Below are 19,920 nucleotides of genomic sequence, written 5' to 3'. Positions count from 1 at the left end.
CAGATTAAACTGTCATTACATCTTTTTCTTTAGCTTCAGCATGTTTATCAACCTTGATGATATAAGCATCGGTTAATTTTTGCACTTCGCCTTCACCTGTTTTAATCTCATCATCAGAAACACCTTCACCCTTTAATTTTTGAATTTTGGTATTGGCATCTTTACGGATGTTACGAACGGTAATGCGGCCTCTTTCGGCTTCTTCCTTAACTTTTTTCACCAAATCTTTTCTACGCTCTTCTGTTAAAGGCGGCACAACCAAGCGAATCACAATACCATCATTTTGTGGATTGATGCCAATATTAGCTACTTGAATAGCTTTTTCAATTGCAGTTAAAAGTGATTTTTCCCAAGGTTGGATTACAATTGTTCTGGCATCAGGCGTATTGATGCTGGAAACCTGTGCTAATGCTGTTGATGCGCCATAATAATCAACATAAATTCCATCCAACATTCCAGCTGATGCTTTACCAGCCCTGATTTTAGTTAATTCAGATTCACAATGATCAATAGCTCTATCCATTGCAGATTGAGCATCCATTAATTGTAATTGTATGAGGTCGTTCATAATTGTGTGTATTTCTGCAAAAGTAATAATTTTTATTCCTTATTTAACCAGCGTTCCAATAGGTTCGCCATTAGCGATTTTCATGAAATTGCCATGTTTGTTCATATCAAACACAATAATTGGCACTTGGTTTTCTTCGCAAAGGGTAAAGGCAGTCATATCCATTACATTAAGGCCTTTATCGTAAACTTCTCTGAAAGAAATTTCATCGTATTTAGTTGCCAATGGATCTTTTTCAGGATCTGCAGTGTAAATTCCATCCACGCGTGTTCCTTTTAAAACAACATCAGCTTTAATTTCGATAGCACGTAAAGCTGCAGCAGAATCGGTAGTGAAGTACGGGTTCCCGGTTCCTGCACCAAAAATAACCACACGGCCTTTTTCTAAATGGCGAACAGCTCTTCTGCGGATAAACGGTTCGCAGATCTGCTCCATTTTAATTGCAGTAAGCAAACGTGTTTTGATGCCAACTTTTTCTAAAGCATCTTGTAATGCCATAGAGTTGATTACAGTAGCCAACATGCCCATATAATCGGCCTGTGCTCTGTCCATCCCACTTTTTTCGGCACTTAAGCCCCTAAAAATATTTCCCCCTCCAATTACGATTGCGATTTCTAGGCCTTTATCGTGTACCGCTTTAATATCTTCAGCATATTGTTTAACGCGTTCGTTATCAATACCGTACTGTTTGTCGCCCATTAGCGATTCTCCACTAAGCTTAAGTAGGATGCGTTTGTATTTCATGACCTCAAAAATATTAACAATTTTTTAATACCTAGCTATGCTTTTTAATAATTGATGTAAATTGTTTATTGGATTTGCTCCAGAACAAGAAAAGCCCCATCAAGGAGCTTTTCTTATTGACCGAAGGATGTACGTTTAGTTAAAAATGTAGCGAATACCAAATTGTGCCTGCCAACGGGATATCTGATCGGTAATGTTTTTAAAAGTTGTAGTATATGGAGTTAAATTAGCTTTATCCTGGTATGGGAAAGAATAAGTAGGTTTTCCTGATACAGGATCTAAACCTTTATACGCCAATAATACAGCGGTGTTATAGGTCGATAACGGGATGTTTGGCGTTTGATACAGTCCCCAATCACTGTTTAGCATATTACCTAAGTTGATAATATCCAATGTGAATTGAAGGGTGTTTCTTTTTCCTTTCGCACCAACAAAGAAATCCTGTGCGATGTGAAGATCGGCCCTTTTGAAATAAGACATAATTGCGCCATTTCTTTTTGCAAATTCACCTCTGTGTTTGCTCAGGTAACTATCTTGGCTAATGTAGGCATTTAGCTGATTCCAGATCTGTGCTGGTGTACGGGTATCGCCTACAAAATCAGAGACCAAAGTAATATCACCTTGATTTTGTGGGATGTAAAGCAGGTCATTTGCACCACCGTCATTATTGATGTCGCCCGATGAAACATAACTAAATGCACCATTGTTGGCCGATTCGAAAATTAAACCAATTGTGGTTGCTGCATGTTTAAAATATTCCTTTTTGTAGCTTAATGAGGCAATAACCCGATTTGGCTGAATAAAATTAGTGTTGGCTAAAACATCTGAGTTTGCATCGCCCATGATGGCTCTTTGCGACCAGATTGAACTTGCTGTTGAGCCACCATCGTTAACTGATCGCGATTGGCTGTAAGTGTAAGCAGCGCTTGCATTAAATCCGTTTAAAAAAGATTTTTGCAATTGACCTGTAATGAAGTAGGAATAGCCTTTTTTGGTATTCTGCATATAAATAAACGGCGATATAGAAGGGTTTGCCGCTGTTGTACCTGTCTGTGTAGATTTTGCGGTATAACGTTGCTGACCTTCAATTCCTGGAAGCGTAATTAAGCCTGTTGAATTGTTGGGCAATGCTGCATTTGAGAAATTTACGGCGTTAATGTCTTTGGTATAAGAGGCTTCTAAAGTTGCAATAATACCCATCGGTAATTTTTGATCAACAGCAACATTTGTTCTCCAGATTTGAGGATACTTGAAATTTTTCGAGGTTGCATCTACCTCATAAGCGGTATTAGCACTCACAGTACCTGCCGCCGGACGGTTTGCATTTACATTTGGATTGAAGATTAACCGAGGATCTCCGACGGTAGAAATGGTATTAGAGCTGAATAATGTGCCCGTATTTGAAGCCTGGTTGGAGATCCAAACATATGGAACCTGACCGGTGAAAATTCCCGTTCCACCACGTAACTGCGTGGTTTTGTCACCAAAAACATCGTAATTAAAACCGACACGTGGCGAGAATAACAATTTTTTGTTTGGAAATTTAGAGATGTCTACCTGTAACCCATTTTGAAAGGTTAATGCAGCCAAATTTGGGTTCGGATCTAATTTAGTAGGGAAATAAGTATAATCTGCCCGTATACCATAAGTTAATTTAAAGTTGTCGCTAACCTGATACTTGTCTTGTGCATATAAACTCAGGTTATAAGACGACATTTTTGCGAAAGGGAAAGCACCATCTGCCAATGCAGAATTACGGTAAGAATAACTTACAGCAGGTGCATTATTCATAAAATCATCGGCAGTTCTAAAATAATATAGGCCATTATAATTTGGCGCAAAACCATTTAAAAATTTATTTAACTGGTTACTGGTTCCAATGGTGATTTCATGTTTACCTGCATAGATGGAGAAATCATCAGAAAACTGGTAAATATCGGAGTTTAACAAGTTGTTTGCCGTAAAAACCTCGTATCCGAAACTGGTTAAAATGCCTCCGTTTCCGTTGCCAATATCAACCATTGGTAACTCTGAACCATTAGAAGCTCGGAAATCTCTCAGTGCAGAATAGCCAAGAGTCAATTTATTCGACATACTATTACCAATCCTGGTGTTTAACTCCACTATGCCGATATTAAAATTGTTGTTGATGGTATAACTGGATCCAAAGTAAGGCATAGAGGTTGAGGAAGGTGAGCGGCTACCATTTAAGCCTGCAGGAATACCCGATCCGCTGGCTACAACCTGCCTGTTAGATTTTAAATAGAAATACTTTGCGCTTAAAGTATTATTGGCATTGATGTTCCAATCTATTTTAGCAGTTATTTTATCACTCTGTGTTTTGTAAGGGTAATTCTCGTACGGGCCAGTGCTGTAATTATATTTGCTCATTAAATAATTGGATAATTTATCTAACGTAGCCGCATCTGCACCCGAAACATTGGCTCCTGATAAACCTGGTCGTGATGCTATGAATGAAGTAGCGGGTGTGCTGATCCGTTCTTGTTCGCCAGAAACGAAGAAAAATAATTTATCTTTTATAATAGGCCCGCCAATATTTAAACCACGTTGGTTATAATCAAAATCCACTACCGGTATTTTAGTAACTCCTGCAGAATAACCAGTTAAGTTGGTTCCTCTTGTATAGTAATAAGCCGATCCCTTAAAATTATTTGTTCCAGATTTTACAATGGTATTGATCCCTGCTCCGGTAAAAGAGCCTTGGCGAACATCATATGGTGCAATATCTACCTGAATCTGTTCAATCGCATCTAGTGATATCGGTTGAGAATTTGCCTGTCCGCCTAAACTTCCAGATAATCCAAATGAGTTGTTGAACAAGGCACCATCAACGGTTAGGTTATTATAAGAACCGCTTCTGCCACCAAAACTTAAACCGCCAACGGTTGTCGAATTTGCTGATGGGGTTAATTTGGTAAAATCGGATAATGAACGGCTAATTGTCGGCAAATTATCAATCTGCTGCCTGGTAATGGTTTCCCGCGCTCCGGTTCTGGATGAATTGATCACTTTATCCTGCGTTCCCTTTACCACAACATCAGCTAAGTTTTGCGATGTTTCTGTTAACGAAGCATCAACCCTTAAATCTTCTCCAATGGTAGTACTTAGGTTTTCTTTAACCAGTTCGTTGTAGCCAATATAGCTTATTTTAACGGTATATGGCCCACCTACACGTACGTTCGGTAAGTTGTACCTACCATCAGCCCTGGTAATTGTTGAATATTTTGTGCCTGAAGGAATGTGCACAGCAGTAACTGTTGCACCGGGTATTACCCCTTTCTGATCTTTAACTGTACCAATAAATGATGCAGTTGTAACACCTTGTGCAAAACCGTAAATGGTTAGGGCAAATACAAGTGTTAATAATAGTATGAGTTTTTTCATCAGTAATTTTTCAACAAAAATACACTGACGTAATACTGCTAATGTTTTATTTAAATTAATTAATTGTTAAGCGCTTACCCTGCTCAGGAAAGATCAATTTTACGCCTTTCGAATTTCCCGAAATCAATTGTTGTTTAACTTTTTCGGCAATTTGATGAGGAGGTTTAATATGGGTTACAATAAAAGAAACTTTCTTGAAAGCTTTTTCGTTGGTTAAACTTTCGAGCTTCGACAATTCACTAAAAAAAAGCTTTGGCGTAAGATGCCCAAATAATTGCTTATCAGGTTGCTCATTTGGGAAGGAAACTTCCAAAAAGATAGCCTTTAGCTGGCCTGCATCAATAATTGGTGATATCGTTTGCCACAGATTTGCGAGTTTATCCGATTTTTCAATTTCATCTGCACCGGTATCTCCCAGGTATAATACATAACTATCATGATGGCCGACCAAAAATGCAGTACTTTTATAAGGGTTGCCATGACTTAGCTCAAAAGCCCTTACTTTCATTTCGGTTCCATCAACCGGATAAGTATTACCTTCAAGTAATGGTGAGTAGGTATATTTTTTTAATTGTGGTTTTTCTCCTTCATTTGCAAAATTGGCCCAGGCATCCCAGGTAAAATATTTATCCCTTAAGATATTTAGCACCGAAGGTAACCCGTAAATGTTTTTTGATGTATCGGCTGGCGAATTGATAATCAAGCCCGCTATATGATCTAAATGTGCATGTGAGATCAAATATCCCTTAATCTGTTTGCGCTGAATTTCTTCACTTATTCCTTTTAGCGATTTATGTACAATGGCCTTTTGGATCCCTGCATTTATGGTACCTGCATCAAGACAAACGTATTTTTCGCTGCCCTTTGTGGCAATCATGTACGATGATAAATTGCTCTCATCATCACCGCCTTTTACCCCAAGTGGTATTATTGTAAAAGCCGTACTTATTTCTTGCCCCCAGGAATTACTGGTATGAACAGATAAGAATATTAGCGCTGAAAGGATTTTTTTAAACATGTTGGATTGATTATATCGTTTCTCCTTTAAAGATTACCTCTTTTAAATTCAGTTCATCATCAAGTACCAATAAATTTGCCTGTTGCCCTGTTTCTATTGTTGCAGTAAGATTTTCTATTCCAATCAATTGGGCAGGGTAAAGTGTTCCCATTTTAATTGCATCATTTAAACTGATACCGCAATGTGTTACACAGTTTTTAATGGCTTGTAACATGGTTATTGATGAGCCAGAAAGCGTACCATCGGGCATAACGTATTTATTCCCTTTTTCAACATGCTGATATGGGCCGGTAGAACAAGCGTTAACCGCATCAGTAATTAAGAATAAACGTTCTTTTAAAAGTTTCTGTGCAAATTTGAGCACTTCGAAGTTTACATGCTGCCCATCGGCGATAATGCTGGCCATAGCCTTATCATGATTAAAGACAGCTGTTGGTATTCCAGGCTCACGATGGTGGATGGGGCTCATAGCATTAAAGAGGTGGGTGGTGGTTTGGATGCCTTTGTTATAAGCAGCCGTTGCCTCATCAAAGGTTGCGTTACTGTGCCCTAATGAAACTACTACGCCATGGTCTATTAAGTACTGTATTACTTCATCATCTTGGATTTCTGGCGCTATGGTCATCATTTTAATTACACCATCCCCAAAATCAATGAGTTTCTTAATTTCATCCAACGTGGCCTTCCGTACAAATGAAGGTACATGGGCACCTAAACGTTTTGGATTCAAAAATGGCCCCTCCAAGTGTAATCCTAAGCAATTTTTTGCAGATGATCGATGTTCTTTAGCCGCTTTGATACATTCATCAAAAACTTCTGGAGAATTTGTAGCCATACAAGCTAAAAAGCCTGTAGTTCCTTTTTTTAGCAGATCATCTTCCATTATAGTCAATGATTCGACAGTTGGATCAGCTGAGAACAACCTGCCTCCCGAGCCATAAATCTGTAGATCAATAAATCCTGGAACAGTTAGTGATTGACTCGTTTCTTTATTATCAGAAGGGTTAATGATAGAGATTGTAGCGCCTTCAATTAAAATATCTTGGTTTCTCTTTATATCGTTATCCTGAAAGTAGGATGTATTGTTGATTACTTTTGACATATCAAACGTTTGAGTAAATTTAATCTTACACGGTCAAAGTTAAATATTGTAGCTATATATTTGATTAATAAGATAAATCTTGACCAAATGAATGAAAATCAGCCAAATAGAAGAAGTTTTTTAAAGGCCGGGCTAACTTTAAGCGCTGCTACCTTAGTAGCACCATCTGCTGCCATTGCAAGCGTACCCCTTAGGGAAGATGAATTTAAAATAGCAGTTGGACCTTATTTACAAACCAACTTTAATAACTCGATGACTATTCTTTGGCTAACCAGTAAAAATGCTGCAGGTTGGGTAGAATTTGGCGAACAGGCCGATCAGTTGAGCCAAAAAGCATATGGACAGGCCGAATTGGGTTTAATGCAGGCTAATAGTAAGTTAAATGCCGTAACGCTCAAAAATTTAAAACCAGGGACTAAATATTATTATAAAATCGTTTCGAAAGAAATTAAAGATTTCCAGCCCTACAAATTAACCTATGGTGTAACGGTAAGCAGTGCTGTTGAAGAATTTGTGAATGCCGATCTGGCTAAGGAAGAGGTTTCGTTCTTAATGATGAATGATACACACGATCGCCCAGAATCAATCCCTCAGTTGTTAGGGCTTGTTCCCGACAAGAAGCAAGACTTTATTTTCTTTAATGGTGACATATTCGATTATCAAACCGATGAGAAACAGATTATAGAACATATGCTTCAACCCTGTGTAGATAATTTTGCAAAGCATACACCTTTTATCTACGTAAGGGGAAATCACGAAACGCGTGGTAAATTTGCCCGCGAATTTCCACAATATTATATGCATGTTGGCCATGCTGCTTTTACCTTAGGACCTGTGCGCTTTGTAATTTTAGATACTGGTGAAGATAAAGAAGATGCACATCCTGTGTACGCAGGTATTGTAGATTTCGACGATTATAGAGTTCAACAGGCTGAATGGCTTAAAACAGAAATAAATTCAAAGGAATTTAAAAAAGCACCATTTAGAGTTGTATTGATGCATATTCCACCACGCTTTTCTGGCGATGCACACGGCCCAAAACATTGCACTGAGCTATTCGAACCATTGTTGAATCAGGGTAAAGTAGATTTAGTTTTAAGTGGCCATACCCATAAGTACATGGTACACCAGCCTGATAAAGCGCTAAACCATTACCCTTTAATTATTGGCGGTGGCCCGAGGACAGGTACTAGAACAATTACCAAGATAAAAGCAGATAGAAATAAACTGGTAGCGAGTATGCTTGATGATTCGGGTAAGGAAGTTGGTGCTTATACTGCATTTAGAAAATAGAGCAGGGGCTGTATCATAAAACAATTTCTCCTCAAATTTTGTCATGTTGAGCCTGTCGAAACACCTAAAAGTGTATTTAACTTAGTCCTTCGACAAGCTACCATTGACAAACTCCAATAGAATGATCGTCATTCCCGCGCAGGCGGGAATCTTAAAGCTTATTGCATTACGATTCCCAATCAAGTTGGGAATGACGATTCCACGCAATATATTTAATTTATTAAAATCCCCTGTCATTCGTATTGATTTTTATAAAATAAATTATCCCTCGGGATGACAATTATATTATTAGAATACAAACTCTTTATCTAAAAATATATAACGAAAAAAGTCCCGATTTTCATCGGGACTTTTTTTATATCATTTATAAATGCTTATGCACCTAATTGTACACGTTTGAAAGCAGATACTGTTAAACCTTTAGAAGTGTTATCTAAAAATTTACGCACATCCATAGAGCTATCTTTAACAAACTCCTGGTTTAATAAAGTACTGTCTTTGTAGAATTTATTCAATTTACCAGCAGCAATTTTCTCAACCATTTCTTCTGGTTTGCCTTCTTGACGGATAACGTCTTTAGCAATCTCGATTTCACGTTCAATAGTAGCAGGATCAACACCGTCTTTATCAACAGCAACTGGGTTCATTGCAGCAATTTGCATAGCAACATCTTTACCAGCTTCAGTAATATCTACGCCATTAGTACCTTCAAATACCACTAAAACACCCATTTTACCATTAGAATGGATATAAGAAACGATTTTTTCGCCAGATATATTTGCGTATTCTTGAATAACGATTTTCTCTCCGATTTTACCGGTTAGTTCAGTTATGGTTTCGGCAACTGTACGTCCATCTTCCAAAGTAATCGCTGATAATTCTTCAGTAGAAGCAGGATTGTTGGCAACTGCTGCAGCTAAAACGGCCTGAGCTAAATTACGGAAATCTTCAACTTTAGAAACCGGCTCAGTTTCACAAGCTAAAGCAAGTAATTTACCATTTGTGCCATCCGCTGAAACATTGATTGATACCAGACCTTCAGAAGTCGCATTACCAGAACGAGCGGCAGATACTTTTTGACCTTTTTTGCGCAATAAATCAACAGCAGCTTCGAAATCGCCATTAGCTTCAACTAAAGCTTTTTTGCAATCCATCATACCAGCACCAGTTTGTTGGCGTAGTTTATTTACATCAGCGGCAGTAATTTGTACTGTAGACATTTTATTTCCTTTTTTAAATTTTACAATCTTGTTATAACAATTACAGGTTACAAGTTACAAGCGCTAAGTTAAACTCATGTTAAGCCAACTTAAAACCTGAAACCAGTAACCTGCAATTAAAAAATATTACTATTCTTCTGTTTTAGTTTCTTCTGATGAAGGAGCTTCAACTTCTGCTTCGGCAGTTACCTTTTTAGTAGTTGGTCTTTTTTCACCAGCTGCTCTAGGCTCTTTTGCTTCAGGAGCATCAGCTGCAACTTTCGCTGCTACTGCTTCTTTTTCAGCTTCATCATCTTTTTCGCGTTTACGCTCATCTAAACCTTCTTCAATAGCTTTGATAATTACATCAGTAATTAAAGAGATTGATTTTGTAGCATCATCATTCGCTGGAATAGGGAAATCGATGTTAGAAGGATCAGAGTTAGTATCAACCATCGCAAAAGTAGGGATGTTTAATTTTAACGCTTCAGTAACTGCAATGTGTTCTTTCTTAACATCAATTAAGAATAAAGCTGCAGGTAAACGGTTTAAATCAGCAATACCACCTAAAAGTGATTCTAATTTAATACGCTCACGTTGAATCATTAAACGCTCTTTTTTAGATAAGATCGAATAAGTACCGTCTTTAGTCATTTTATCGATGTTAGACATCTTTTTGATTGACTTGCGAACAGTAGCAAAGTTAGTTAACATACCACCTAACCAACGCTCGGTTACGAAAGGCATGTTTACTTTTTTAGCTTGTTCAGCTACGATTCCTTTTGCTTGTTTTTTTGTTGAAACAAATAATACTTTACGTCCTGATTTTACGATTTGTTTAATCGCAGCCGCAGCTTCTTCAGTTTTAGTTAAAGTTTTATTTAAATCTATAATGTGAATTCCATTACGCTCCATGAAAATGTAAGGAGCCATTTTTGGATTCCATTTACGGGTAAGGTGACCAAAGTGTACACCTGCATCCAATAAGTCTTGATAAGTTGTTCTTGCCATTGTCTTTGCCTCCTGTGATTAACGTTTACTGAATTGGAATTTCTTACGAGCTTTAGCACGTCCTGGTTTCTTACGCTCAACCATACGCATATCACGCGTCATTAGGCCTTTAGCACGTAATGCAGGTTTTTTCTCCGCATCTAGTTCAACAATCGCTTTAGCAATAGCTAAACGAACAGCTTCTGCTTGTCCTTTTACTCCACCACCTTGTACATTTACAGTGATATCATAACGACCTACAAGTTCAGAAACTTCTAAACTTTGGTTTACGATATATTGCAAAGGTAAAGTTGGGAAATAAACTTTGTGATCTTTACCGTTAACGGTAATTGCTCCAGCACCATCTTTTAAGTAGATACGTGCAACAGCTGTTTTTCTTCTTCCTGAAGTGTTAGTAACTGACATTTCTTAAAGTTTAATGGTTTTTGGAGATTGAGCTGCATGAGGGTGAGTTTCACCAGCATACACAAAAAGATTGGTGTATAATTTTTTACCCAATTTAGTTTTCGGTAACATACCACGTACCGCTTTCTCGATTACACGTTGAGGGTGTTTCGCCATTAACTCCTTAGGAGAAATAAAACGTTGACCACCTGGATAACCAGTATAAGAAACATATTGCTTTTCGCTGAATTTGTTTCCTGTCAATTTAACCTTGTCTGCATTGATAACAATTACGTTATCGCCGCAATCTACGTGTGGGGTGTACTCAGGCTTGTTTTTACCACGGATGATCATAGCGATCTTCGATGACAAGCGCCCCAAAATCTCGCCTTGCGCATCAACAACAATCCACTGTTTGTTAACAGTTTTCGCATTGGCCGAGACAGTTTTGTAACTTAACGTATTCACTTGCTTGTATTTAATTTATTAAACAATTTATTATTCCCATTAAATTTGGGACTGCAAAGATAGATAGAATACTTTTATTATCAAATAGTTGATTGAAAAAAGTTTTGGGGTTTTTATCTCGGGATCATGCTGATCCGATAGCTATCGGATTTATTTCAGCATCTAAATTGTATAGATTTTTTTAATATTTGAAAAGCAAAATAGGTAGTTCTTCTGGGGATTCTAGTCGGGCTTTGCGCTAAATTTTTTAAATGCTTCTGTTATGCCGAAGTAGTAAGTATTTGTTTCATCGGTTGCAGATTTACTTCGTAGCTGCTTCGCGGTCTTCGTGCCTCGGAATGACATGGTGAACGGAGCCAATGCAAATTTAAAAGTATATCGCCGCAATCCCGTTTAGAGAATTTAAGTAGGTAATACTATTAATGGTTAATTTACGACGCTAATGTCCTGAGTCAAATCTTGAAGTCGCAATTTGCGACTTCAAAAATTTCTATGATTTTTCCAATATCCATTAAAATTACAGATCATCAGGCATATAACCGATCCTTTTTCTCGGTCCAATTTTCTTATCGATGAGTCTATCCAAATAAGTAAAAACCAACTCGATGTTTTTATCATGATTATTCAGCGTTTTTTTAATCTCTTCGATTTCAAGTTTGAGCTCGGCATTATCAACAATAAATTGACGAATACGGGAGAAAATCCTTACAATCTGAATATTCACCTGAATAGCTTGTTTACTGTTTAAAACACTCGAGAGCATTAGTATGCCATGTTCGGTAAAAACATTGGGTAAATAGGTTCTTCCTCCTCTTCCCTTTTTTGAGGTCACAAATTGTGACCTCAAACCTTCCCATTCCTCGTCTGTCAATTGAAACATGAAATCAATTGGGAAGCGTTCTATATTTCTGCGGATACTTTGGTTTAATACTTTTGTTTCTACACCATAAAGCTCCGCCAAGTCGCTATCGAGCATCACCTTTTGGCCTCGTACTTCGTGAATTTTATTAACTACAATATTGTCAGGGATGATAGGAAGCATTTGTTTAGCTGTCATATCATTTTGGATTTGAATGAAGATACTAAATAGATTTGTTTTTATCCAGAAATTAACGGTCTTTTTAAGATTTGCCTAAAATAGAATCGATAACCTTTTTGATCTTTTCTTCACGCGCTTTATAATCTCCATCGATTTGAATATAGGCTATTCCACGTTTTTCTAGTTCATCTTTAAAAAGGTTAAACATTTCTAAACGTTTATCTCCAAAATCGCGGAGGTGATCGGGTACCCATTCTACATCAATATCCAATAGGAAATATAAATCGTAACTGATTTCCTTTTCCAGATCATTGAGGATCTGTGGGACCTCGTTCAGGTAATATCGCGAATAAATTTTTGTGGTAATCAGATCGGTATCACAAAAAACGATTTTATTAGCGCTGTTGGTTTTTTCTCTTACCCTTTCGGTTTGTGCTATACCAATTTTGATAATGTCATCAACTGTAATATTGTTCGAGCTGATTAATTCACGCGCAACTTCAGGAACAAATGTGGTTTGATAGTGCAAAGCCATTTTTTCGGCCATGGTGGATTTGCCCGTACTTTCTGGTCCGTAGAAACAAATCTTCTTCACAAAAAATGGGCGGACCTTTTTTGGGATAAATTCCCAGTATTGGAATGGATTAGCTCTGATTAAGGTTGCAGAAACGGGGGTAAATTTTCTTGGTTCGTCAAACAAAATATGTTCAGCATCTAAATTGAAAGCAAAAGGTTCTCCATAAAACTCAGAGCTGAAAAGCAGGTCGATTTTTGGATATACCGCTTTCATCCTAATGGCCCAGATATTTGTCCGGTCTTCCAAGGCTAGGGTTTCATCATCAAAATCATCAGCAATAGTGGCAGGTTTGATGTTTGGCTGGTCTTTAAATATCTCCTTGATCCATTTGAAACGCACAGCCGGATCAATCTTGTCAGCAGGAGTAAAACTCATCGACACAATCAATTCATCACAATGTGAAGCAGCGAAATTAATCAACGCAACATGTCCATTATGGATAGGCATAAATTTGCCAATCACTAAACCTCTTCTCATCCAGTTTTTGAGTAGCTTTTATATTCTTTTATCCAGTGCCATAGTGCAAAAGCTGCGATGATGGTGAAGATGAAATATTCTACACCAAAAAACTTTGCCCCTTTTAAAAAATAGAGGTAGGTAGCTACAATATCAATAAGTAACCAGATGATCCAGCATTCCACTCTTTTTTGAATCATTAAAAAAGTGGTAATGATACTCATCACTAAAATGAAAGAATCGACAAAAGGATAAGTACTTGGTAAGTTAAATAACAACGGAAGCCAGTTATGCAGTTTACTTGCCAATGTCCCTATTAAAAATGTTCCGACTATACCAATTGCGAGTAAGATCAAAAATTGTTTTAAGGGCATGAAACTGATTTTAAGCTCTTTCTTTTTATCTTCCTCCCCAGGTTTTGGATTTGCCCATCGCCACCAGCCCATAATGTTAGTTGCAAAAAAGAATACCATTAAGAACATATCAGGGTAAAGCTGAATCTGGTAATAGAAAAAGGCAGAAAGAAAGACATTAATGATGCCTGCCGGCCAGCTCCAGATACTCGCTTTAGCAGAGAGGATAACAGAAATTATTCCGGTTATTACCGCGAAAAACTCTAAATAGCTCATCTGATAACCTAGTACGGTGAAAAAAATGCTATGCGTGTTAAAAAAGTCCATCTTTTTTTGATGATATACAAAATGCTAATGTATATAATTTATTGGTAGCTGATGATTTTCATATCATGCAAATAATGACATCAAAAATTATCAAAGAAAAGACCAGAGATTGAAGATGCGTTTGTTCAGATATAGATCTAACTATGTCAGTCTGAGCCTGTCGAAGACTCATTAGATATTTCGACAGGCTCAGTGCGACAAATGATGTTTTTATTTAAACATTCCTTTCAGTTTTGCTAATTTCTCTTGTAAATCGCCATCAGCATCTTTTGGCTCATTGCGGGGTTTGAAATTTGGCTTACTGTTATTTTGTTTATTGTCTTGTTTTGGTTTATGCTCTTTAGACTCCCGAATGCGGACTTCTGACTTCGGACTAACTTCAGTTTTCATTGAAAGCGAAATTCTTTTACGCGCTGCATCAACTTCCATAACCGTAACTTCTACTTTTTGATGCACTTTTACCACATCATTTGGGTTAGCTACAAAACGGTTAGCCAGCTGACTGGTGTGCACTAAACCATCTTGGTGTACACCGATATCAACAAAGGCACCGAAGTTGGTAATGTTGGTAACAATTCCAGGGAGTTTCATGCCTACTCTTAAGTCTGAAACCTCATTCACGCCATCGGTAAAGCTAAAGGCCTCAAACTGTTCACGCGGATCGCGGCCAGGTTTTGCTAGTTCTTTTAAAATATCGGTTAGTGTTGGTAAACCGATTTCATCCGTTACATATTGCTGCGGTTTAATCTGTTTTTGTAATTGCGTATCTTTCATCAAAGCAGAAACGGTAGTGCCCAGATCCTTTGCCATTTTATCTACTACGGCATAACGCTCTGGGTGAACACCGCTGGTATCCAAAACATTTTCTGCATTGCGGATACGTAAGAAACCTGCTGCCTGCTCGTAAGCTTTGTCGCCCAAACGAGGTACTTTTTTCAAGTTTTCACGGTTTTTAAAAGCACCATGTGTATTTCTATAATCAACAATATTCTGCGCTAAAGTTGGTCCTAAGCCAGAAACGTATGCTAAAATCTGTTTTGATGCGGTATTTAATTCTACACCGACGGCGTTTACCGCACTGATTACGGTATCATCTAAACTAGCCTGTAATTTATGCTGATCAACATCGTGCTGGTACTGACCAACGCCGATAGATTTTGGGTCAATTTTTACCAATTCGGCCAATGGATCCATTAGGCGGCGGCCGATTGAAACGGCTCCACGTACGGTAATATCCTGTGTCGGGAATTCGTCCCTAGCTACTTCTGAGGCCGAATAAATCGAAGCGCCACTTTCGTTAACCATTACAATGGTGATATGCGGTAAATTCAATGCACGAACAAAAGCTTCAGTTTCTCTTCCTGCAGTACCGTTACCAATGGCAATGGCTTCAATATTGTGTTTCTCGCAAAGCTGCTGGATGGTAAATTCGGCATTTTTCACATTTCCTTGTCCGGTATGCGGATAAATTGCCGTATTTTCTAACAACTGACCTTGTTTATCTAAACAAACAACTTTACAGCCTGTACGGAAACCGGGATCGATAGCCAATACATTTTTTTGTCCCATTGGAGCTGCCAATAACAATTGACGCGCATTTTCAGCAAAAACCCGGATGGCTTCTTCGTCCGCTTTTTGTTTGGTGAAAAAGCGAAGTTCGGTTTCCATTGCTGGCTCCAACAAACGTTTATAGCCATCTTCTAAGGCCTGCTGAACCTGCTTTGAAGCGGCGTTATTCCCTAAAATAAACTGGTTTTCTAAAATAGCAATGGCATCTTCTGCCGGTGGTAGGGCATCCAACCTTAAAATTAGTTCTTTTTCGCCACGGCGCATGGCCAGAACACGGTGTGAGGCGGCTGTTTTAACCGGCTCGCTCCATTCGAAATAATCTTTATATTTAATACCTTCTTCTTCTTTTCCTTTGATCACTTCTGATTTAAAAGCTGCTTTTTCCTGAAAATAAGTACGCATTTTGGTCCGCGCCTCAACATTTTCAGAAATCATTTCGGCAATGATATCCCTTGCGCCAGCTAAAGCCTCGTCTAGCGAATTTACACCTTTCTCTGCATCGATAAATTTATCTGCTGTTGCATCTAAATCAAAAGCATTTTGCTCAAAGATCTGCAAGGCCAAAGGTTCTAATCCTTTCTCTTTTGCAACCGATGCACGTGTTTTACGCTTAGGTTTAAATGGCAGGTAAATGTCTTCTAAAAGGGAAATGGTTTCTGCTTCGTTGATCTTTTTTTCCAGTTCGGCTGTTAACTTGCCAAGCTCAGTCATCGATTTCAAAATCGCTTCTCGGCGCTTGTCTAAATCGCGCAATTGCAAAACCCGATCGCGGATTGCTGCTACCTCAACCTCATCTAAGCTGCCTGTTACTTCTTTACGGTAACGTGAAATAAAGGGTACTGTTGCACCTTCATCTAACAGATTTACGGTTGCGGTTACTTGTTTTTCTGCAACTTTTAATTCGGCTGCAATTATTTTATGGTGGGTTAACATATCCTAAAGGTAAAAATTAAAGGAAGCAAAGCTAATCAGGATTTGCGGGATTTCAGGATTTTTAAAATGAAGTTTTCCACCGAAATTTGTGAGTAAGTTTTTGAAAAAGTAGTGTCGTGCGGCATTATTTCTTCTTCGTTTTCTCTAAATCGCGCACTGCTTTAAACTTTGTTATTTTTGTAATTAAATCTACAGGCAAGGGTTTGTCTAAAGGAAACTGAACGGCTCCTTTACTCCATTTGTAATCGACGAACTCATCTTTGAATGCTTCGATCCCTGATCCTGTTGGGTAAAAACCGATGTGTTTTGCATAGCCGGCAAAATACACCAGGACGGTATTCTGTTTAAAGGCCGGCATGCCATAACTGATTACTTCTTTAGCTTCTGGTACGGCTTGATGAATTGTTTCGCGGACTTGCTGAAGCAATTTCTGTGTTTCTACAGGAAAATTGGCAATGTACTGATCGATGCTTTCGGGTTTAGGCTGCTCCATCGCTGGTGATTTTGTAAGCTGAATTTACAAAAAAATCTTAAAAACTATTCGCTGATCAGTATATCGTATTTCTGTAAGAGACCTGCGATACCCGATTTTGAAAACCTTGCTTTTCTGATCCTATTATTATCAGGATCAATGGAATAATTGTAGGCGGTTCTGAAATCTGCTTTTTCAATGATGGTTCTGTCGAATGTAGCGTTCAATAAATCGCAGTTATTTAGCACAGCACTGGTTAAGTCGCATTCTGAAAAATCTACTTCGTGCATTTGTGAATTTGTGAAAGTTGTTTTCTTAAGTTTCAGTTTGTAGAAAGAGGAATGGTCTAGTTTACAATTACCGAAAGAGAATGCCAGCCCAAAATCATTACAGTTTTCGAACCTTAATCCAAGCATTTTACAGTCTTGAAAGTTTACATCAATAAATGAGGTTTTGGTAAGGCTTGCCAGACTTAAATTACAGGAGATAAATTCACAATCTAAAAACTTAACACCGCTTAAATCTGAACTGGCAAAATCACAGTTGATGAATTTACAGTTTTCGTATTCTGCTTTTGGGAGTGTTCGTAAGTTAAAATCTGCTTTTTCGAATGTTTGGTCGGCTATGTAATTATCGGACATGAAATATAGGTTCTTTATGTAACGAATATAAAAAATATCATGTATTTTTCGGCTTTGAGCAGGAAACTGAATTGGGTTTCTTGCACAGACAGGGGATAAAAAAATCCCCCAAATTACTTTGGAGGATTTATATCTTTTGGTCTTCGACTATGCTCAGACTAACAATATGTAATTACTTTTTAACGTACATTACTTCTTTTACCGCTTTAACTACGCGCTCAGCATTTGGTAAGCTGGCTGCTATTAAAGTTGGTGAGTATGGAAGTGGAACGTCGGCACAGGTGATACGTAAAACTGGTGCATCTAAATAATCGAATGCATGTTTTTGTACCATGAAAGCAATCTCTCCAGAAAGAGATGCCAAAGGCCAAGCTTCTTCTACTACAACCAAACGGTTTGTTTTCTTAACAGAAGCGATAATGGTATCATAATCGATAGGGCGTACAGTACGTAAATCGATAACCTCAACATTGATTCCTTCTTTAGTTAATTCTTCTACAGCTGGGTTTACAACGCGTGTTAACATTTTACCAAAAGTAACAATGGTTACATCAGTACCTTGTTTGGTTACGTTGGCTTTTCCTAATTCGATATAGTACTCTTCTGCAGGAACATCTCCTTTATCGCCGTACATTACTTCAGACTCCATGAAAATAACAGGATCCTGATCTATAATTGACTGCTTTAGTAATCCTTTTGCATCGTAAGGAGTAGCTGGAACTACCACTTTTAAACCTGGTGTATTTGCAAACCAGTTTTCGAAATTTTGAGAGTGTTGCGCACCTAATTGACCTGCGTTACCTGTTGGGCCGCGGAAAACCATTGGGCATGAGAACTGACCACCGCTCATTGATAAAATTTTAGCAGCACCGTTGATAATCTGATCGATAGCTACTAATGAGAAGTTAAAGGTCATAAATTCCACAATTGGAATAAGGCCTGCTGTTGCTGCACCAGTTGCAATACCTGCGAAACCTAGTTCGGCAATCGGGGTATCGATAATGCGTTTCGCACCAAACTCGTCAAGCATACCCTGACTTACTTTGTACGCACCGTTATATTCTGCTACTTCTTCACCTAATAAAAAAATGCGGTCATCTTTACGCATTTCTTCGCTCATGGCTTCGCGTAGTGCTTCTCTAAATTGGATTTCTCTCATTGTAAATTTTAATAACGGTGGCAAATATAATTATTAATCGCTTTGAAACCAAAGGCTATAATGCCTATGTTTTGTAATAATTATAGGTAATCTGACTAATTATTTGGTGTTTTGGAAACTGTATTTTTTGTTTACCTGTCAAAGGAAGAAATAATATTGGGAAATTGTGTTTTTGATAAGCTTATTGTATCAAAGCTTATGCTTTTTCCGAAATATCTTCTCCAAAATGAATAATATTGCCGCTATTGTCTAAAATAGAAAACTGACGCATGCCCCAAGGCATATTTTTTAGCTTCCCGTTTGGATGAACCACATCTTGTTTAGTATACTCTACATAAAGCTCATCAACTGCTGTAACGTAAATGTAACAGCCTGTGTTTTTAGGGATGCTTTCATCATTGGTTGGCCAAAGGTGTATGCTGATCTCATCTTTGCTTAAAATGATATAACCATCCCAATTATTGTGAAAAGTGAAACCTAATTTTTCTGTGTAGAACTTAATGGTTTCCTCCGCATTTAATGAGGCAAGAATTGGTGTTGCAGTTTTAAGCATTTTGGCTAGAATTATAGTTTAAATTAATGGCTTGGATTTAATAATCCATAAATCTCACTGTCGAGAAACTGGCCCCTGAAATAATAGTCTTGCTTAAAATGCGCTTCTTTTACAAAACCATGTTTGATCAGCATCTGCCGGGAAGCATCATTTTCTACATTAATGTTGGCACTGATAGAGTGTAGATTAACTTCCTCAAATCCAAAAGAAATTGATTTTTTCAGTGCCTCGGAGATAATACCTTTTCTCCAATAATCGGGATGGAGCATATAGCCAATCTCAGCGCGATGATTTGCAAAATCTGTCCGCCAATAACCTACCGAACCGATCATTTGTTTAGGGTTTTCTTTTAAGGCAATTACCCAAGCCAGGTTATCACCATTTTCGTATCCATTTCTGAAACGGGAAATAAAATCTTTGATCTCGAAAATATCTTTAGGCCTTTCCCTGTCGATATATTTCATTACCGTTTCATTCGTGCGCATGGCAAAAAGTGCCTCCGCATCAGCGAGATCGTGTTCGCGGAGAATTAAACGCTCGGTTTCGAGAATTGGGAATTTTGTGAAATTTAAGGTTAGCATTTTTAAAGATAAGCTTAATGGCAAAAAACCAAAATGAAAAAAATAATTTTTGTCGCTGAAAATTTAAA

At 37.9% G+C, this 19,920-nt stretch carries 19 protein-coding genes; 1 reads left to right on the top strand and 18 read right to left on the bottom strand.

All coding sequences use genetic code 11. From position 1 onward, the window contains the following. Positions 1 to 4 precede the first annotated feature (4 nt). From frr to nagA, 5 genes are all read right to left on the bottom strand, one after another. Entirely contained in the window at positions 5 to 568 is a 564-nt protein-coding gene (gene frr / locus EZ456_RS09920) for a ribosome recycling factor (protein WP_131529677.1), read from the bottom strand. Positions 569 to 607: 39 nt separating this feature from the next. Beyond that, on the bottom strand, positions 608 to 1,312 hold the full coding sequence (pyrH, locus tag EZ456_RS09915) for a UMP kinase (RefSeq protein ID WP_029279061.1): 705 nt from the start codon (positions 1,310 to 1,312) through the stop codon (positions 608 to 610). 135 nt (positions 1,313 to 1,447) lie between these two features. Further along, complete coding sequence (locus EZ456_RS09910) at positions 1,448 to 4,717, bottom strand: TonB-dependent receptor (RefSeq protein WP_131529675.1); 3,270 nt, start codon at positions 4,715 to 4,717, stop codon at positions 1,448 to 1,450. Between the two features lie 55 nt (positions 4,718 to 4,772). Continuing rightward, positions 4,773 to 5,735, bottom strand: coding sequence for an MBL fold metallo-hydrolase (locus EZ456_RS09905; protein ID WP_131529673.1), 963 nt, complete (start codon positions 5,733 to 5,735; stop codon positions 4,773 to 4,775). 10 nt (positions 5,736 to 5,745) lie between these two features. Further along, positions 5,746 to 6,837: an N-acetylglucosamine-6-phosphate deacetylase gene (gene nagA, locus EZ456_RS09900; RefSeq protein WP_131529671.1), complete on the bottom strand. Its 1,092-nt coding sequence runs from the start codon at positions 6,835 to 6,837 to the stop codon at positions 5,746 to 5,748. An 87-nt stretch (positions 6,838 to 6,924) separates the two neighbouring features. Here nagA and EZ456_RS09895 point away from each other — a divergent pair, with 87 nt between their 5' ends. Continuing rightward, positions 6,925 to 8,130 (top strand): metallophosphoesterase, encoded by a 1,206-nt coding sequence (locus EZ456_RS09895; protein ID WP_131529669.1) that lies wholly within the window; start codon positions 6,925 to 6,927, stop codon positions 8,128 to 8,130. 374 nt (positions 8,131 to 8,504) lie between these two features. Here EZ456_RS09895 and tsf read toward each other — a convergent pair whose 3' ends face one another. From tsf to EZ456_RS09830, 13 genes are all read right to left on the bottom strand, one after another. Then, a complete protein-coding gene (tsf, locus tag EZ456_RS09890; protein ID WP_131529667.1) occupies positions 8,505 to 9,350 on the bottom strand; it encodes a translation elongation factor Ts in 846 nt (281 codons plus the stop codon). Between the two features lie 129 nt (positions 9,351 to 9,479). Then, positions 9,480 to 10,340: a 30S ribosomal protein S2 gene (gene rpsB, locus EZ456_RS09885; RefSeq protein ID WP_116248885.1), complete on the bottom strand. Its 861-nt coding sequence runs from the start codon at positions 10,338 to 10,340 to the stop codon at positions 9,480 to 9,482. Between the two features lie 18 nt (positions 10,341 to 10,358). Continuing rightward, entirely contained in the window at positions 10,359 to 10,745 is a 387-nt protein-coding gene (gene rpsI / locus EZ456_RS09880; RefSeq protein ID WP_029279076.1) for a 30S ribosomal protein S9, read from the bottom strand. Between the two features lie 3 nt (positions 10,746 to 10,748). Continuing rightward, positions 10,749 to 11,192, bottom strand: coding sequence for a 50S ribosomal protein L13 (gene rplM / locus EZ456_RS09875; RefSeq protein WP_010602007.1), 444 nt, complete (start codon positions 11,190 to 11,192; stop codon positions 10,749 to 10,751). A gap of 517 nt (positions 11,193 to 11,709) precedes the next feature. Then, entirely contained in the window at positions 11,710 to 12,249 is a 540-nt protein-coding gene (locus tag EZ456_RS09870; protein ID WP_225876511.1) for an ORF6N domain-containing protein, read from the bottom strand. 64 nt (positions 12,250 to 12,313) lie between these two features. Continuing rightward, positions 12,314 to 13,285 carry an AAA family ATPase gene (locus EZ456_RS09865; protein WP_131529665.1) on the bottom strand — a complete coding sequence of 324 codons (972 nt, stop codon included), beginning with the start codon at positions 13,283 to 13,285 and terminating at the stop codon, positions 12,314 to 12,316. Continuing rightward, positions 13,282 to 13,944, bottom strand: a complete 663-nt coding sequence (pnuC, locus tag EZ456_RS09860) for a nicotinamide riboside transporter PnuC (RefSeq protein WP_131529663.1) — start codon at positions 13,942 to 13,944, stop codon at positions 13,282 to 13,284. Before pnuC ends, EZ456_RS09865 begins: the two co-directional genes overlap by 4 nt. Positions 13,945 to 14,154: 210 nt before the next feature. Further along, complete coding sequence (locus EZ456_RS09855) at positions 14,155 to 16,446, bottom strand: Tex family protein (RefSeq protein WP_131529661.1); 2,292 nt, start codon at positions 16,444 to 16,446, stop codon at positions 14,155 to 14,157. Positions 16,447 to 16,570: 124 nt separating this feature from the next. Continuing rightward, a complete protein-coding gene (locus tag EZ456_RS09850) occupies positions 16,571 to 16,939 on the bottom strand; it encodes an iron chaperone (protein WP_131529659.1) in 369 nt (122 codons plus the stop codon). Positions 16,940 to 16,983: 44 nt separating this feature from the next. Further along, positions 16,984 to 17,559 (bottom strand): pentapeptide repeat-containing protein, encoded by a 576-nt coding sequence (locus EZ456_RS09845; protein WP_131529657.1) that lies wholly within the window; start codon positions 17,557 to 17,559, stop codon positions 16,984 to 16,986. Positions 17,560 to 17,731: 172 nt separating this feature from the next. Further along, complete coding sequence (locus EZ456_RS09840) at positions 17,732 to 18,718, bottom strand: pyruvate dehydrogenase complex E1 component subunit beta (RefSeq protein WP_131529655.1); 987 nt, start codon at positions 18,716 to 18,718, stop codon at positions 17,732 to 17,734. A 196-nt stretch (positions 18,719 to 18,914) separates the two neighbouring features. Next, the gene (locus EZ456_RS09835; protein WP_131529653.1) at positions 18,915 to 19,271 is read right to left on the bottom strand and encodes a bleomycin resistance protein; all 357 of its coding nucleotides are present in this window, start codon (positions 19,269 to 19,271) and stop codon (positions 18,915 to 18,917) included. A 23-nt stretch (positions 19,272 to 19,294) separates the two neighbouring features. Beyond that, on the bottom strand, positions 19,295 to 19,852 hold the full coding sequence (locus EZ456_RS09830) for a GNAT family N-acetyltransferase (protein ID WP_131529651.1): 558 nt from the start codon (positions 19,850 to 19,852) through the stop codon (positions 19,295 to 19,297). Positions 19,853 to 19,920: the final 68 nt, after the last annotated feature.

Source organism: Pedobacter psychrodurus (genome assembly GCF_004331735.1).
Classification (GTDB): domain Bacteria; phylum Bacteroidota; class Bacteroidia; order Sphingobacteriales; family Sphingobacteriaceae; genus Pedobacter; species Pedobacter psychrodurus.
Note: the sequence above shows the minus strand (reverse complement) of the source record. Positions and strands in the feature narration are given on the sequence as shown.

Coding starts and splice junctions, on each gene's coding strand:
- frr (WP_131529677.1), bottom strand. CDS start 568: ATGAACGACCTCATACAATTACAATTAATGGATGCTCAATCTGCAATG.
- pyrH (WP_029279061.1), bottom strand. CDS start 1,312: ATGAAATACAAACGCATCCTACTTAAGCTTAGTGGAGAATCGCTAATG.
- EZ456_RS09910 (WP_131529675.1), bottom strand. CDS start 4,717: ATGAAAAAACTCATACTATTATTAACACTTGTATTTGCCCTAACCATT.
- EZ456_RS09905 (WP_131529673.1), bottom strand. CDS start 5,735: ATGTTTAAAAAAATCCTTTCAGCGCTAATATTCTTATCTGTTCATACC.
- nagA (WP_131529671.1), bottom strand. CDS start 6,837: ATGTCAAAAGTAATCAACAATACATCCTACTTTCAGGATAACGATATA.
- EZ456_RS09895 (WP_131529669.1), top strand. CDS start 6,925: ATGAATGAAAATCAGCCAAATAGAAGAAGTTTTTTAAAGGCCGGGCTA.
- tsf (WP_131529667.1), bottom strand. CDS start 9,350: ATGTCTACAGTACAAATTACTGCCGCTGATGTAAATAAACTACGCCAA.
- rpsB (WP_116248885.1), bottom strand. CDS start 10,340: ATGGCAAGAACAACTTATCAAGACTTATTGGATGCAGGTGTACACTTT.
- rpsI (WP_029279076.1), bottom strand. CDS start 10,745: ATGTCAGTTACTAACACTTCAGGAAGAAGAAAAACAGCTGTTGCACGT.
- EZ456_RS09870 (WP_225876511.1), bottom strand. CDS start 12,249: ATGACAGCTAAACAAATGCTTCCTATCATCCCTGACAATATTGTAGTT.
- EZ456_RS09865 (WP_131529665.1), bottom strand. CDS start 13,285: ATGAGAAGAGGTTTAGTGATTGGCAAATTTATGCCTATCCATAATGGA.
- pnuC (WP_131529663.1), bottom strand. CDS start 13,944: ATGGACTTTTTTAACACGCATAGCATTTTTTTCACCGTACTAGGTTAT.
- EZ456_RS09855 (WP_131529661.1), bottom strand. CDS start 16,446: ATGTTAACCCACCATAAAATAATTGCAGCCGAATTAAAAGTTGCAGAA.
- EZ456_RS09850 (WP_131529659.1), bottom strand. CDS start 16,939: ATGGAGCAGCCTAAACCCGAAAGCATCGATCAGTACATTGCCAATTTT.
- EZ456_RS09845 (WP_131529657.1), bottom strand. CDS start 17,559: ATGTCCGATAATTACATAGCCGACCAAACATTCGAAAAAGCAGATTTT.
- EZ456_RS09840 (WP_131529655.1), bottom strand. CDS start 18,718: ATGAGAGAAATCCAATTTAGAGAAGCACTACGCGAAGCCATGAGCGAA.
- EZ456_RS09835 (WP_131529653.1), bottom strand. CDS start 19,271: ATGCTTAAAACTGCAACACCAATTCTTGCCTCATTAAATGCGGAGGAA.
- EZ456_RS09830 (WP_131529651.1), bottom strand. CDS start 19,852: ATGCTAACCTTAAATTTCACAAAATTCCCAATTCTCGAAACCGAGCGT.